The 14,924-nt window shown below is 74.8% G+C and carries 13 protein-coding genes; 6 read left to right on the forward strand and 7 right to left on the reverse strand.

The features are described 5' to 3' along the window. Window positions 1-15 precede the first annotated feature (15 nt). From ACIRQY_RS16170 to ACIRQY_RS16185, 4 genes are all read right to left on the reverse strand, one after another. Window positions 16-903, reverse strand: a complete 888-nt coding sequence (locus tag ACIRQY_RS16170) for a hypothetical protein (RefSeq protein WP_403925863.1) — start codon at window positions 901-903, stop codon at window positions 16-18. Further along, window positions 891-1,463, reverse strand: coding sequence for a SigE family RNA polymerase sigma factor (locus tag ACIRQY_RS16175; RefSeq protein ID WP_351785718.1), 573 nt, complete (start codon window positions 1,461-1,463; stop codon window positions 891-893). The genes ACIRQY_RS16170 and ACIRQY_RS16175 overlap by 13 nt, the downstream gene beginning before the upstream one ends. A gap of 412 nt (window positions 1,464-1,875) precedes the next feature. Further along, entirely contained in the window at window positions 1,876-2,835 is a 960-nt protein-coding gene (locus ACIRQY_RS16180) for an A/G-specific adenine glycosylase (protein ID WP_403925866.1), read from the reverse strand. Window positions 2,836-2,868: 33 nt separating this feature from the next. Then, on the reverse strand, window positions 2,869-3,555 hold the full coding sequence (locus tag ACIRQY_RS16185) for a phosphatase PAP2 family protein (protein WP_403925869.1): 687 nt from the start codon (window positions 3,553-3,555) through the stop codon (window positions 2,869-2,871). Window positions 3,556-3,800: 245 nt separating this feature from the next. Here ACIRQY_RS16185 and ACIRQY_RS16190 point away from each other — a divergent pair, with 245 nt between their 5' ends. Further along, the gene (locus ACIRQY_RS16190) at window positions 3,801-4,640 is read left to right on the forward strand and encodes a hypothetical protein (RefSeq protein ID WP_403925872.1); all 840 of its coding nucleotides are present in this window, start codon (window positions 3,801-3,803) and stop codon (window positions 4,638-4,640) included. Window positions 4,641-4,791: 151 nt separating this feature from the next. Beyond that, window positions 4,792-5,184: a VOC family protein gene (locus tag ACIRQY_RS16195; protein WP_403925875.1), complete on the forward strand. Its 393-nt coding sequence runs from the start codon at window positions 4,792-4,794 to the stop codon at window positions 5,182-5,184. Window positions 5,185-5,374: 190 nt separating this feature from the next. On the opposite strand, the gene disA is transcribed toward ACIRQY_RS16195, so the two are convergent. Both disA and radA read right to left on the reverse strand, forming a co-directional pair. Continuing rightward, window positions 5,375-6,499: a DNA integrity scanning diadenylate cyclase DisA gene (disA, locus tag ACIRQY_RS16200; protein WP_351796402.1), complete on the reverse strand. Its 1,125-nt coding sequence runs from the start codon at window positions 6,497-6,499 to the stop codon at window positions 5,375-5,377. Window positions 6,500-7,039: 540 nt separating this feature from the next. Then, window positions 7,040-8,443: a DNA repair protein RadA gene (gene radA / locus ACIRQY_RS16205; RefSeq protein WP_351796399.1), complete on the reverse strand. Its 1,404-nt coding sequence runs from the start codon at window positions 8,441-8,443 to the stop codon at window positions 7,040-7,042. 614 nt (window positions 8,444-9,057) lie between these two features. On the opposite strand from radA, the gene ACIRQY_RS16210 reads away from it, so the two are divergent. Beyond that, window positions 9,058-10,845, forward strand: a complete 1,788-nt coding sequence (locus ACIRQY_RS16210) for a hypothetical protein (protein ID WP_403925878.1) — start codon at window positions 9,058-9,060, stop codon at window positions 10,843-10,845. 154 nt (window positions 10,846-10,999) lie between these two features. Here the strand turns inward: ACIRQY_RS16210 and ACIRQY_RS16215 are convergent, their stop codons facing one another. After that, window positions 11,000-11,986, reverse strand: coding sequence for a hypothetical protein (locus ACIRQY_RS16215; protein ID WP_351796393.1), 987 nt, complete (start codon window positions 11,984-11,986; stop codon window positions 11,000-11,002). Window positions 11,987-12,026: 40 nt separating this feature from the next. Here ACIRQY_RS16215 and ACIRQY_RS16220 point away from each other — a divergent pair, with 40 nt between their 5' ends. The 3 genes from ACIRQY_RS16220 (at window position 12,027) to ACIRQY_RS16230 (ending at window position 14,806) form a co-directional block, all read left to right on the forward strand. Next, complete coding sequence (locus ACIRQY_RS16220; protein WP_351796390.1) at window positions 12,027-12,959, forward strand: Ppx/GppA phosphatase family protein; 933 nt, start codon at window positions 12,027-12,029, stop codon at window positions 12,957-12,959. A gap of 402 nt (window positions 12,960-13,361) precedes the next feature. Next, window positions 13,362-14,198 carry a sugar phosphate isomerase/epimerase gene (locus ACIRQY_RS16225; RefSeq protein WP_351796387.1) on the forward strand — a complete coding sequence of 279 codons (837 nt, stop codon included), beginning with the start codon at window positions 13,362-13,364 and terminating at the stop codon, window positions 14,196-14,198. Then, window positions 14,195-14,806: a TetR family transcriptional regulator gene (locus tag ACIRQY_RS16230; protein ID WP_403925882.1), complete on the forward strand. Its 612-nt coding sequence runs from the start codon at window positions 14,195-14,197 to the stop codon at window positions 14,804-14,806. The genes ACIRQY_RS16225 and ACIRQY_RS16230 overlap by 4 nt, the downstream gene beginning before the upstream one ends. The last annotated feature ends 118 nt before the right edge of the window (window positions 14,807-14,924 follow it).

Below are 14,924 nucleotides of genomic sequence, written 5' to 3' on the forward strand. Positions count from 1 at the left end.
GGCAGGGGGTACGGCTCAGGTCGGCGGGGTCACGGAGGGCGCGGGCTCCGCGATGCCCGAGTCGCCGACGGCCCGGCTGTAGTCGTTGTGCACCCAGTCGTGCTGGGTGAACCTGGTCCCCGCCCAGCGGTACGTGATGACGTCCTCGCCCGAGGGGTACGCGACCGGGTCGCCCTCCGCGTACACCTGCTTGGTGACGACGAGCTCGCCCCGGTCGATGGTGCCGTAGACCGCAGCGTCCTCCGCCGTGAACACGTTCTCGTACCGGTCGCTCTGCTTCCGGTAGACGTAGGTGCCGATGCCGACGGCGTCGCCGCAGGTCATCACGTTGACGACGACATCGGGCGCGGTGGAGTTGGTGAGATTGCCGTAGGAGGCGTCCACCGGGTAGGCGTCCGCGACGCACGGCTTCAGATCGGCCTTGAGCCGCTTGCCGATCTTGGGGTCGTCCTTGAGGAGCGCGATCGGGTCCACCCGCGCGGCGGACTCGGACTCGGGGCCGGTGGTCGCGGAGGGCGCGGGCGTCGGCGCCGCCGCGGCGACCTCGCCGCTGCGGGCCGCGCCCTCGTCGCGGGAGCCGGTGCCGCCGGTCGAACAGGCCGCGAGGGACAGGCCGACGGCGACGAGCCCGGCCGTCGCCGTGATGCCCGCCGCCCTGGCCGAGGAGAGCCTCCGCCGACCGGTGCCGTCCGCCCTGCGCGGGGGATGCCCCCGCAGGCCGGTGCCGTCCCGGTCGCGGCGGGACCCGCCGGACCAGCCGGACCTGTCGGACCAGCCGGGGGCGACGGTCGCGCCCGGGCCGTCCCCGGTGCGGCCCGCGCGGACATCGCCGCCGGGGCGGTCACCGTCATCGGTGCCGCCCCCGTGTCCTCTGCCGTCCGCTCCGCCGTCTAGGCCGCGCACCGCTCCCGCCCCCGCTCGTCGCCTCGTACGGTCGTCCGCTCCCCGGTCCGCCCCAGGGCACGGGCGTCGAGGTCACGGCTCTCCAGTTCCTGACGGAGCCGGGCGAGCGCGCGGTGGAGCGTGGACTTCACCGTACCGGTCGACATGCCGAGCGCCGCGGCGGTCTCCTCGGTGCTCATCTGCTCCCAGTGCCGCAGCACGACGACACTGCGCTGCTTCGGGGCGAGGACCTTCAGGACGTCCATGAGCAGGGCGCGGTCGGCGTGCTGCTCGGTCGGGTCGTCGACGCAGGCGTCGGGGAGCTGCTCGGTGGGCACCTCTTCGAGCTTGCGGGAGCGCCACCACTCGGTCCGGGTGTTGATCATGACCCGGCGGAGGTAGGCGTCGGCCAGAGACTTGTCGGCGATGCCGTCCCAGCGGCCGTACGTCCGGGCGAGGGCGGTCTGGAGCAGGTCCTGGGCATCGACGGGATCCGCGACGAGACGACGGGCACTGCGCAGCAGCGCGTCCTGCCGCGTGCGGACGTACTCCTCGAAATCGAGCACCTCGCCATGCCTCATCCGAACCGCCTCCGAACCCCGTGACCTGCTTCGTTCCTGCTGTCATGGATGACGCTACGGAGCGCGTGTCACGGGGCTGTGCGTGGCAGCCGTCGGTGGACGCACGGCTGTCCATCGGTTGTGTAACGACGGCAGGGGCGGGGTTTCGACCGGGAGAGGAGGTGTCCCAGGGACGCGAGAGGCCCGTGGGACGGGTCTCGGGACCTGCCCCACGGGCCTTCCGGTACGACGGCTCAGGCCGCCTGTGGCTACGGGCCCAGGCGCCCACCCCTACGGGTCCAGGTCCTCGACGACCAGGAGCTCAGGCCCCCGGATCCCTATGGGCCGGGGGCACCTCTCTGACCCTCTACGAGCAGACCTTCTACGAGAGACCTTCTACGGGCAGACCCCTACGGGCCGCCGCCGCACGGCCTCAGCTCATCGGCAGCCGGTAGCGGCTGCCGGACAGCGGCTCGACCAGACCGTCCGCGACCAGACCGTCCAGGGCCCTGGCCCGCTGCACCGGCTCGTCCCAGACCGCGTCCAAGGCCGCCTGCGCCACCGGCTCCCGCGACTCCCGCAGCACCGCGAGGAGCCGTCCCCTGACCTGCCGGTCGGTCCCCGCGTACGTCTGCCCGCGCCGGGGCGGCCCCTCGTGCTCGGGCTTTCCCGCGAGGAGCCAGGCGCACCGCCCGGAGATCGGGCAGCGCCCGCACTCCTCGTTCTTCGCGGTGCACACCAGGGCGCCCAGCTCCATCGAGGCGGCGGCCCAGCGGGCGGCCGTGGCCTCGTCCGCCGGGAGCAGCGCGCGGGCGAGCCGCCGCTCGGCGGCCGTGGTCGCGTTCGGCGGGTACCGCACTCCGGTCGCGGCCCGCGCGAAGACCCGGCGGACATTGGTGTCCAGGACCGCGTGCCGCTGCCCGTAAGCGAAGGAGGCCACCGCAGCGGCCGTGTACTCGCCGATGCCGGGCAGCGCGAGCAGGTGTCCGTGGTCGCTGGGCACGTCGCCGCCGTGCCGCTCCGTTATGGCCGTGGCCGCCGCGTGCAGCCGCAGCGCCCGGCGCGGATATCCGAGCCTGCCCCAGGCGCGGACCGCCTCGCCGGGGGCGTCGGCCGCCAGATCGGCCGGGCGGGGCCAGCGCGCGAGCCACTGCTCGTACACCGGGAGCACCCGGACCACGGGTGTCTGCTGGAGCATGAACTCGCTCACCATGACGCCCCAGGCACCGGCCTCGGGCCGCCGCCAGGGCAGATCACGGGCGTTCCGGTCGAACCAGGCGAGGACGGGCCCGTGCAGCTCCGCGGGGGGCGTCGGGACGGCGGGGTCGCCGGCGGCGCGCGCTTCGCGGGCCGGGGGAGCGACGGGGACGGGAGGAGTCTCGGTGGAAGTCATGGCACCACCGATCCTGGCACGTCCCCGACGCGATCAGTGCGCGCCGTGGCGCGCGCGGCGGGCTTCCTCGGCGCGCCGGGCGGCGCGTCCCCCCGCCGGGTGCACGCGCGGTCCGCGGCCCGCGCACCAGACCACGGCCGTGTTCCCGCTCGACCTCGCCGTGTCCACCAGGTTGGCCACCGGCCGCGCCGCGGCCCGCATCACGAGGAAGGCGACCAGACCGCCGAGGAGGACGCCGACCGTCACGTCGTGCGGGTAGTGGACGCCGACGAAGACCCGGGAGAAGGCCATGAGCAGGGCCATCGGCACGGTCAGCCAGACGACCCCGCGCCAGGACAGGGCGAGCGCGATGGCCGCGGCGCCCGCGATGGCCGCGTGGTTGCTGGGGAAGGACCAGTCGCCGTGCGGCGGGCAGGTGATCAGGGAGGCGGGCGCCCCGGCCACCGAGCGGCAGGGGCGTTCCTCGTCGACCACCGACTTGAAGGACTCGCTCACCACGTACCCGAAGGCGGTGGCGAGGGGGGCGAGCAGCGCGAGGGCCATCGCCCGGCTCGACCCCTCGCGGGAGCGCCACCAGCCGGCCAGGAAGAGGGCGCCGAAGAGCAGCAGCCCGGCCTCGGTCCAGACCTCGGCGAGCCACTGGAACCAGTGGGGGGTGGAGTGCGCGAAGTCCAGGACGTCGACATACAGACGGTCGGAGAGGTCGAGAAGGGTGTTCATGGTGCATGACGCTAACCGGAATCCACGGCGTCTCGCCCCGGGCCAACGGCCAGAGCGACCCCTGACGAAAGTGGGGGTCACCGGAAGACGTCCGTTATCTTCCGTTTAGGGCCGTCTTGGGGGGTGTCGGAGCGGGGGTCGGGGAAAAGTTCCCGCAACCGACGGATGTGATCATCGGCAAAACTTGATGGCTCGGGCGGCGGGTAGGGCGGGAGTTGGGCGTGATCTCTCGTAAGGTTCGGGTCGTGGGATCTTTGCGCAATCCGGTCGGGCCGCTTCCCTCCACCATCTACTGGCGACGGAGGGCGGTGGCGGCGTGCCTGGCGGCGCTTCTGGCGCTCCTCGCCTTCTGGGCCCTGGCCTCCGGTGACGATGGCGGCAAGAAGCCGAACGACGCCGCCAACGGCGCCTCCCCCACACCCCCCTCGATCACCCCGGGCCCCTCCGGCAGCGGAACCGCGATCAGCCAACAGCCCGGCGGACGAGACGAGTCGGGAGACTCCGAAGGCGTTACGGGCGGCGACGGCGGCTCGGGCGGCACCGGCACGGACCCGGGTACGACCGACGGCGGCACGGGCGACGGCGGCAGTGGCAGCGGCGGCAAGAACGGCGACACCGACGGCGCCGGTGGCGACGGCGGCGCGGGCACCGGCGCGGGCCAGCGCGTCCCCGCCGACTCCCCGCTCCCCAACTGCCCCTCCGGAGCGCTCCAGTTGACGCTCCGCAGCAGCAAGGTCAGCTACGAGACCGGTGAGAAGCCCCGGTTCCTGCTGGTCGCGAAGAACACCTCGGGCGCCGCCTGCAAGGCCGATCTCGGGCCGCGCAACGCCGTTCTGACGATCAGTGACAGCAAGGACGACGAGGTCTGGTCCAGCGCCGACTGCCCCCGGCCCGGCACCCCCGTGCTGCTGCGCGTCCCCGCGCGCACCACCATCACCCACACCGTCGAGTGGGACCGGGGCCGCAGCGCCCCGGACTGCGCCACCGCCCCGGCGGGCCGGGCGGGTCCCGGCACCTATCTGCTGGAGGCGACGATGCCGGGCGTGAAGGTGCTCCCGGCCCCGTTCAGCCTGGCGAAGGACTGAGCCGGAACCCCGTCCCGCCCACGGTCACGAACTGACGTATTCGTACGGGAGCGGGCCCCACGGGGCGGCCGACTCCCCACGACCCCCGCACCCGCCCGAGGCCCGAGCGGCCCCCACCACCCCCGCCCCGAGGACCGGAAAGGCCCGTCCCATGGTTTCGGTACTGCAGAACGTGGCGATCGACTGTGCGGACGCCTACCGGCTCGCCCTGTTCTGGAGCGAGGTGACGGGCTGCCCGCCCGCCCCGGACGCCAGGCCCGGCGACCGGGAGACCCAGGTGCTCCTGGCGGAGGGCCCGGTCCTCTACTTCAACCAGGTGCCCGAGCCGAAGACGGTCAAGAACCGCGTCCACCTGTGCCTGCGTCCCGACACCTCGCGCGACCAGGAGGTCGAGCGGCTGCTGGGCCTCGGCGCGACCCTGGTCGCGGACCACCGCGAGCCCGACGGCACCGGCTGGGCGGTCCTCGCCGACCCGGAGGGGAACGAACTGTGCGTCCTGCGCGGTGACTCCGACCGGGCCGCGACGCACCCCGGCCCTTCCTAACCCTTCCTAGCCCGAGCGGAACGGACCACTCAGGTCCCGGAGGAAGGCTCACGCCCCGGAGGACCGCTCCCGTCCGGGAGGACGGCTCACGCCCGGAGGACCACTCACGTCCCGGACGCGCCGCTCAGGTGCCGGGCGTACGGCTCCGGCGCGGTGAGGACCGCCCGGTCTCCGGGCGCACGGCTCCCGCTTAGACGTACCGCTCCAGGATCGAGGACTCCGCGAGCCGGGACAGGCCCTCGCGGACGCTGCGGGCCCGCGCCTCGCCGACGCCGTCGACGGCCTGGAGGTCGTCCACGCTGGCGGCGAGCAGCTTCTGCAGCCCCCCGAAGTGCTCCACGAGCCGCTCGATGATCGCGCCCGGGAGCCTCGGCACCTTGGCGAGCAGCCGGTAACCGCGCGGCGAGACCGCCGAGTCGAGGGTCTCGGGCGAGCCGCTGTAACCGAGCGCCCGTGCCACGACGGGAAGTTCGAGCAGCTCGGTGTGGGACAGCGCGTCCAGCTCGGTGAGCGCCTCCGCGACCGTCCGCGAACGCTTCGCCGTCGGCTCGGGAACGTAGTCCCGGACCACCAGCTCCCGCTCCGGCTCCACGCCCGCGATCAACTCGTCGAGCTGGAGCGACAGGAGCCGCCCGTCCGTACCCAGCTCGACGACGTACTCGGCGATCTCGGTGGCGATCCGGCGGACCATCTCCAGGCGCTGGGCGACGGCGGTGACGTCCCGGACGGTCACCAGGTCCTCGATCTCCAGGGCGGAGAGGGTGCCCGCCACCTCGTCGAGCCGCAGCTTGTAGCGCTCCAGGGTCGCCAGCGCCTGATTGGCACGGGACAGGATCGCCGCCGACTCCTCCAGGACCCGCCGCTCCCCGTTCACGTACAGCGCGATCAGCCGCATGGACTGCGAGACGGAGACGACCGGGAAGTTGCACTGCTTGGAGACCCGGTCCGCGGTGCGGTGCCGGGTGCCGGTCTCCTCGGTGGGGATGGAGGCGTCCGGGACGAGCTGCACACCCGCGCGGTGGATCTTGGTGATGTCCTTGTCGACGACGAGCGCGCCGTCGAGTTTGCAGAGCTCGCGCAGGCGGGTGGCGGCGAACTCGACGTCCAGCACGAAACCGCCGGTGCACATCGAGTCGACCGTCTTGTCCAGGCCGAGCACGATGAGACCGCCCGTGCTGCCCCGGAGGATGCGCTCCAGGCCGTCACGCAGCGCGGTGCCCGGCGCGACCGCGCTCAGGGCGGCGCGCATCAGCGCTTCGTTGCCGGAGCCCGCGCCGGACTTTCCGGGAGCTGCTGCCCCGTCCTTGGCTGCCACTGCACTCCTCCGGCTCGTACGGATGGGCGAGACCAGGGCAAAGTCTAGCGACACCACCCCGCCGCCCTCCGCCCCCGACCGATCGAGGGTGGTCCGAAAGGGGTCCCCACCCTGGCACGGGCCAAACCCTTCACACCTTTGCGAAGCGTACGGAGTCAATTCCCGGCGGGAAACAACGAAAGCACCCGCCCCGGGCCGGACACACCTTGAGGACGACCGAGACCGCCCGCACACCCCCGACACCCGCTCGGCCCCGCCCCGAGCCCGGCCCGGCCCCGCCCGAGCCCGGCCCGGCCCCGGGCGGACCGGCCAGGCGTGGACGGGGACGACCCGGACACCGGTGGGGCGTGGCCCCGGGACCGACCGGGGCGGATCGCCGGATCAGGTCCGGCCCCGACGGCCGACCGGGTCCGGACCGGGCGCCGACGGGTCCGGGCCGGGCGCCGACGGGTCCGGGCCGGGCGCCGCCCGCTGGCAGGCCCGGATTGACCGCCCGGCCTCCGGTGGGTGAAGGCCCGGGGGCGGACGGGGAGACACGCCCTACCCCTCCGCGTTCTCCGGGGCCTTCGCGCGGCGGCTGCGCGGCAGCACCCGCAGGGCCTCGCCCATGTCCGCGACCTCCGTCACCTTCATCCCCGGCGGCACCTTGCCCGGGTCCCCGGGGACCAGCGCGTGGGTGAAGCCCAGCCGGTGGGCCTCAGAGAGCCGCCGCTGCACCCCCGTCACCCGCCGGACCTCGCCCGCGAGTCCGACCTCACCGATCGCGACCAGGTTCTTCGGCAGCGGGGTGTCGCTCGCCGCCGAGGCCAGCGCCAGCGCGACGGCCAGGTCGGCGGCCGGCTCGGTGAGCTTCACCCCGCCCACGGTCGCGCAGTAGATGTCCCGCTTGCCCAGCGCGCTGATCCGCCCGCGCTGCTCCAGGACGGCCAGCATCATCGAGACCCGGGAGGTCTCCAGACCGGACGTGGTCCGCCGGGGCGACGGGATCTGACTGTCCACGGTGAGCGCCTGCACCTCCGCGACGAGCGGACGGCGGCCCTCCAGGGTGACCGTCAGACAGGTGCCGGGCACGGCCACGTCACGCCGGGTCAGGAAGAGCCCGGAGGGATCGGCGAGCCCCGTGATCCCCTCGTCGTGCAGCTCGAAGCAGCCGACCTCGTCGGTCGCCCCGTACCGGTTCTTCACGCCCCGGACCAGCCGCAGGCGCGCGTGCCGGTCGCCCTCGAAGCTCAGGACCACGTCGACCAGGTGCTCCAGGAGCCGGGGACCGGCGATGGCCCCGTCCTTGGTGACGTGGCCGACGAGCAGCGTGGACATGCCGCGCTCCTTGGACGCCCTGATGAGCGCCCCGGCGACCTCGCGGACCTGGGCCATGCCGCCGGGAGCGCCGTCGATCTCGGGGGAGGCGACGGTCTGCACCGAGTCCATGATCAGCAGCGAGGGCTTGACGGCGTCCAGGTGTCCGAGGACCGCCGACAGATCGGTCTCGGCCGCCAGATAGAGGTGGTCGCTCAGCGCGTTGATCCGGTCGGCGCGCAGCCGGACCTGGCTGGCGGACTCCTCGCCCGTGACGTAGAGGGTGCGGTGCTCTTCGCCGGCGGCCTTGGCCGCGACGTCGAGCAGCAGGGTGGACTTGCCGACGCCCGGCTCACCCGCGAGGAGCACCACCGCACCGGGCACCAGGCCCCCGCCGAGGACCCGGTCCAGCTCGTCGACGCCGGTGGAACGGGCGGTCGCCTGCCGGACGTCCACCTGCGCGATGGGGACGGCGGCGGTGGAGACCCGGCCCGCGGCGGTCGTACGGACGGCGGGCGCCCCGTACTCCTCGACCGTCCCCCAGGCCTGGCATTCGGGGCAACGGCCGAGCCATTTGGCCGTCTGCCAGCCGCACTCGGTGCAGCGGTAGGACGGCCGGTCCTTGGTCGATTTCGTACGGGCAGCCATGCCGCCCACCGTAGCGGCCACCACCGACAACGCCCCGGCCACCGCCCGACCGCCCCCGCCCGGGAAACGGGGAACACGAGGGCCCCGCTCCGGGCCTCCCCGTCCGGCCCCCGCCACCCGCTCCCACCAGCCCTGCCCGCACTCCACCCCTCCCGGCCCCTTTTCCACTCCTCCCGACCCGCCCCCACGGATCGGCCCCGTCCCCTGGTCCCGCCGTCCGGCCCCTCACCCGACCGGAGCCCCGGACGCCGGTCCCGGGCGACGGCGACCCGGCCCGGAGCGCCCGGTCCACTCCACAGCGACCGGCCCCCCACGGCGGCCTCCCGCCCCGGACCGCTGCCTCCCGCCCGGAGCGCCCCGGCGCCGCCCGCTCGATCGGAGACGGCCGCGCCCCGCCCGGAGCGACCCCGGCCCGGCCGGACCCCCTCGGGGCCCACCAGGAAGCGGCGCCCGCTCCCCCGTACGGCCGTCACCCGTCCAGGTGCCCCGGCCGTCACCCGACCGGGAACGGAACCCCGTATTCCTGTCCCCTTTCGGGCGGTAGCTTCACCCGTACGAATGAGAAGTCCGCGACCGGTACGAAGAGTGCCTCCCGCGCTGCCTACGGTCGAGCGGTGACGAGCAGCAGGCTGGACTCTCCCGCACGCACCACCGGCGCACACCGGGCGCACCCCGCCACGGAGCACCGGGGGACCCGCGCGTTCGGCCGTCGGCCCCCCGCCCGCCACGAGGCCGCCCTCGACGGCCTCTTCACGTACTGCCTCTCCGTGCTCTGCGACCACGACACGGCCACCGCCGTCCTCGGTGACGTCCTCGCCGTCGCCGAACGGCACCACGGCCGCTGTCCCTCCGACGAGGAGGGCCGCACGGCCTGGCTGTACGCCCTCGCCCGCTGGGCCTGTCTGCGCAGCCTCGGCGAGCAGCGCGGCCGACGCCAGGGCGCCCACACCGGCCGTCCCGCCGTCGCCGCGCCCGAGCCGCCCCGGGTCCCCGAGGAGACCGCCGAGCGCCGCCGCGCCGAACTCGCCCGGCTCGCCTGGCCGGAAGCCGCGGGCACCACCCCCGAGCAGCGCGAGGCCCTCGAACTGGCCGTCCGGCACGGACTCAGCCCCCGCCAGGTCGCCGCGGTGCTCTCCCTGGACCCGCTCGCCGCCCGCGAACTCCTCTCCGCCGCCGCCTGCGAGGTCGAACGCACCCGGGCCGCCCTCGCCGTCGTCGGAACCGGCAGCTGCCCCACCGTCGCCCGGCTCACCGGCGACCACCGGGTGCTCCTCTCGGCCGCCCTGCGCGCCGAGCTCGTCCGGCACGTCGACGACTGCCCCCGCTGCCGCAGGGCCGCCGAGCGGGTCGGCGCCACCACTCCCTGGCCCGGCACCGGCACCCTGCCCCCGGCCTCGCTGCCGCTGGTCGAAGCCCCCAGGGCCGCCGCCTACACGGCGATGCTGCACGTCCCCCGCGCGCGGGCCGGAGCCCCGCGCTTCGCGCCGACCGGCTTCCCCCTCGACCCCAAGGACCACGCCGCCCGCCGTGACCGGATGCGGGCCCGCGCGGTCACCACCACCGTGGTCGCGGCCGTGGTCGCCGCCCCCGTCCTCGCCCTGTGGACCTCCTCCCGGGGCACCCCCGACACCACCGCGGCCGCCCATGGCGGCACCCGGATCAGCGCCTCCGACGCCGATGCCGCCATCGGACCCGACGGCCGCCCCTACGACCCGTACGAGAACGCGGGCAACGCGCACACCACCCCCGACCCCCGCTTCACCCGGGGCAGCCGCGCCCCCGACGTCTCCGTCGAGGTCCTCAGCCCCGGCGGCCCCACCGGCCCCGCGGATCGCTCCCGTCCCGGCGAACCCGCCCCCGGCTGGATCACGGTGAGCGCCCGGAGCCACGGAGACCTCACGCTGCTCACGCTCACCGCCGCCGGAGGCTCCCCCGTCGACTGGTCGCTGTGGACGGACGCGCCCTGGCTGTACGTGAGCCGGGCCTCCGGCACCCTCGCCCCCGGCGCGGCGGTCACGATCGCCGTCCGCGTCGACCACCGGCGCGAACCCCGGGGCGCCTGGAGCGCGCGGGTCGGGGCGAACCCCTCGGGGGCGGTGGTCAGGATCGACGGCCGCGGCGAGCCCGCCCCACCCGTCGAACCGGGCACCCCGCCGCCGACCACCGGCCCGACCGTCCCGCCGACCAAGCCGCCGACGGGCCCGCCCACGACGGAGCCGACCACACCGCCGACCGGCCCTCCGGCCACGGAACCCCCGGTGACGGCCGACCCGGGGACCCCTACGGGCCCGCCCACGACCGAGCCGACCACCCGGCCGACGGAACAGCCCCCGGCCACGACGGACCCGGCCACACCGGAACCGACGTCCCCGCCGACGACGGAGAACCCGCCCCCGCCCTGACCGGGGGACCCACGGGCCCGGGGCCGTAGGGGAAGCCCAGGAGGGGCGGGCACCGGACGGGGCCGGGGCCGTACGGGAAACGCCCGTACGGGCGGTGCCGTACGGGCGCTGTGCGGGCGGTGCCCTGAGGAGGCGGCCCGTACGGGCCCCGCCGCTACTTCTTCTTCGGGCCCTTCGAGCTCTTCGGGTTCTCGGCGGCCACACCGCTCCCCGTGCTCTTCGTGCGTTCCGTGCGCTCAGGGTTCTCCGTGTTCTCCGGGTTCCCGGTCTTCTCCGGGGTTCCCCGCTTCACCGGGTCCGCCGGGTGCGGGGCCACCAGCGGCAGCGCCGAGGCGAGCCGGGCCTCGCACAGCCCGACGAGGACCTCGTACGCCTCCTTGCCCATCATCTCGGTCAGCTCGGGCCGGTAGGAGACGTAGACCGGCTCACCCGCCCCGTGCGCCGAGGTGGCCGAGGTGCACCACCAGTGCAGGTCGCGGCCGCCGGGACCCCAGCCCCTGCGGTCGTACTCGCCGATGGACACCTGGAGGACCCGGGTGTCGTCCGGCCGGTCGATCCAGTCGTACGTCCGGCGCACCGGCAGCTGCCAGCAGACGTCCGGCTTGGTCTCCAGCGGCTCCCGGCCCTCCTTCAGGGCCAGGATGTGCAGCGAACAGCCCGCGCCGCCCGCGAAGCCGGGACGGTTCTGGAAGATGCAGGACCCCTTCCAGCGGCGGGTCTGCCGGTCGCCGTCCTCGTCGAGCTGGGTCCAGCCGGACTCGCTGCCGACCTCGTGGAACTGCCACAGCTCCGGAGTGAGGCGCGCCACGTGCGAAGCGACCCGCTTCTCGTCGTCCTCGTCGGAGAAGTGCGCGCCGAGCGTGCAGCAGCCGTCGTCGGCGCGGCCCGCCTGGATGCCCTGGCAGCCGCTGCCGAAGACACAGGTCCAGCGGGAGGTCAGCCAGGTCAGGTCGCAGCGGAAGACCTGCTCCTCGTCGGCGGGATCGGGAAACTCGACCCACGCGCGCGCGAAGTCCAGCCCCTTCTCGTCGGGCTCCGCACCCCTGCCGCGCTTACCGCCGCCCTTCACCGACACCGGAACCTTCACCTCCGCGTCCCCGCGACTGTCCTTGCCCGGCTTCGCCTTCTTCGTCTTTGGCACAGGTCCAAGCGTATGCGGGCGGGAGCAGTACCGTTCCGCCATGAGACTCGGAGTCCTCGACGTCGGTTCGAACACAGTGCACTTCCTGGTGGTGGACGCCCACCCGGGCGCCCGGCCGCTGCCCGCCCACTCCCACAAGGCGGAGCTCAGGCTCGCCGAACTCCTCGACGAGCGGGGTGCCATCGCGCCCGCGGGCGTCGAGCGGCTCATCGCGACCGTCCGGTACGCGCTGCTCGCCGCCGAGGACAAGGGCTGCGAGGAGGTGCTGCCGTTCGCCACCTCGGCCGTCCGCGAGGCCAGCAACGCCGACGCCGTCCTCGCGCGCGTGAAGGAGGAGACCGGGGTCGAGCTCCAGGTCCTCACCGGGGAGGAGGAGGCGCGCCTCACCTTCCTCGCCGCCCGCCGCTGGTTCGGCTGGTCCGCCGGGAAGCTGCTCCTCCTCGACATCGGCGGCGGTTCCCTCGAAGTGGCGTACGGCATCGACGAGGACCCCGACACGGCGGTCTCGCTGCCGCTCGGCGCGGGCCGCCTCACCGCGGGCTGGCTGCCCGGGGACCCGGCGGACACCGCCGACGTGAAGGCGCTCCGCCGCCATGTGCGCGCGCAGATCGCCCGTACGGTCGGAGACTTCAGCCGCTCGGGGCGCCCCGACCGCGTGGTCGCCACCTCCAAGACCTTCAAGCAACTGGCCAGGATCGCCGGCGCCCCCGGCTCGGGGGAGGGCCTCTACGCCCAGCGGGTCCTGAGCCGCAAGTCCCTGGAGGAGTGGGTCCCGCGCCTGGCCGCCATGACGGCACCCGAGCGCGCGGCCCTGCCGGGAGTGTCGGAGGGCCGCGCGGGCCAGCTCCTCGCGGGCGCGCTCGTCGCGGAGGGCGCGATGGACCTGCTCGACGTGGAGGAACTGGAGATCTGCCCCTGGGCCCTGCGCGAGGGGGTCATCCTCCGCCGCCTGGACCACCTGCCGACGACCTGAGGACCTGAGGACCTGAGGACCTGACCGTCCGGGCCACGGGGGAGGGCCGGGCGGCGGCGGCCCGGGTCCGGCGGGGTGCGGCGGCCCGGCGGCCGGTACGGCCCCGGCGGCCGGACGGGGTCCCGGGGGAGCGCCGGGCCCGGCGACCGGCCCTGGCCTGACCCGGCTCGGTCCCAGCCTGACCCGGCTCGGTCTCGGCCTGACCCGGCTCGGCTCGGCTCGGTTCTCGGCCCGGCCGGACCGAGCCGGACCGGTCGGTAGCCCCGCCGCACCCTGATCAGCCCCGACCCCCGCCCATGGCCCGGCCCCCGCCCCCGGCCCGCTCCCCGCCCCCGGCGCGCTCCCGCCCGGCGTGACCGGAACCACCCCCCGGGGCCCCGGCCCGCCCCGTACCCTGTCTGGATGGCAGAACCAGCGGTGCGCGTCCCGGGCGTGAAGGTCGCCCTGTCGACCGCCTCGGTCTATCCGGAGTCGACGGCGACGGCCTTCGAGATCGCCGCGCGCCTCGGCTACGACGGCGTCGAGGTCATGGTGTGGACCGACCCGGTCAGCCAGGACGTGGAGGCGCTCCGCCGCCTCTCCGACCACCACGGGGTACCCGTCCTCGCGGTGCACTCCCCCTGCCTCCTCATCACCCAGCGCGTCTGGTCCACCGACCCGTGGGTCAAGCTCCAGCGCGCCCGGTCGGCGGCCGAGCGGCTCGGCGCGTCGACGGTCGTGGTGCATCCGCCGTTCCGCTGGCAGCGCCAGTACGCCAAGGACTTCGTGACCGGCATCTGGCGGATGGCGGACGAGACCGACGTGCGGTTCGCCGTCGAGAACATGTACCCGTGGCGCTACAAGGACCGCGAGATGCTCGCGTACGCCCCCGAGTGGGACGTCACCAAGGACGACTACCGGCACTTCACCGTGGACCTCTCGCACACCGCGACCGCCCGCACCGACGCCCTCGCGATGATCGACCGCATGGGCGACCGGCTCGGCCACGTCCACCTCGCGGACGGCCGGGGCTCGGCCAAGGACGAGCACCTGGTCCCGGGGCGCGGCACCCAGCCCTGCGCCGAACTCCTGGAGCGGCTCGCGGTCACCGGCTTCGACGGCCATGTCGTGATCGAGGTCAACACGCGCCGCGCGATGTCGGCCGCCGAACGCGAGGCCGACCTCGCGGAGGCCCTGGCGTTCACCCGGCTGCACCTCGCCTCGGCGGCCGGCCGCCCCACCCGGGTGCCGGGGCCGTGACCGCCCCGGCCCCGCGCAGGCGCGGCCGCCCGTCCCGTACCGAGGAGGAGAGCGGACCGGGCGCGCGGGAACGCATCCTGGAGGCGGCCCGCGACCAGTTCGCCGAACGCGGCTACGACAAGGCCTCGGTGCGCGGCATCGCCCGCGCCGCCGGGGTCGATCCGGCGCTCGTGCACCACTACTTCGGCACGAAGGACGAGGTCTTCGCCGCCGCCGTCGAGGTCTCCTTCGAGCCGACGACGGTCGTCCCGGCGATCCTGGACGGCCCGCGCGATGCCATCGGCGAGCGGCTCGCGCGCTTCTTCGTGGGGGTCTGGGAGAACCCGGCGAGCCGTGCCCCGCTGCTCGCGATCGTCCGCTCCGCGCTGACCCACGAGGCCGCGGCGAAGGTCCTGCGGGCGTTCGTGCTGCGACGGCTCCTGGAACGGATCGCGGACGAGCTGGACGTACCGGATCCGAAGTTCCGGGCCGAGCTCGCGGCCTCGCACATGATCGGGATCGCGATCCTGCGGTACGTGATCCGGGTCGAGCCGCTGGCCTCTGCGGACCCGGAGGACATCGTGGCCCAGGTCGCGCCGACGCTCCAGCGCTACCTGACGGAGGCGTGAGGCACACGACCCCGGCACCGACCGGTACGACCGGGGTCGGGCTCCGTACGACGGGGTCTCCGGCCCGTACGACCCCCGTCATGACCCCGTACGACCCGGGTCCCGGTCCCCGTACGAC

The organism is Streptomyces sp. NPDC101490 (genome assembly GCF_044767145.1).
In the GTDB taxonomy this organism is placed as follows: Bacteria; Actinomycetota; Actinomycetes; order Streptomycetales; family Streptomycetaceae; genus Streptomyces.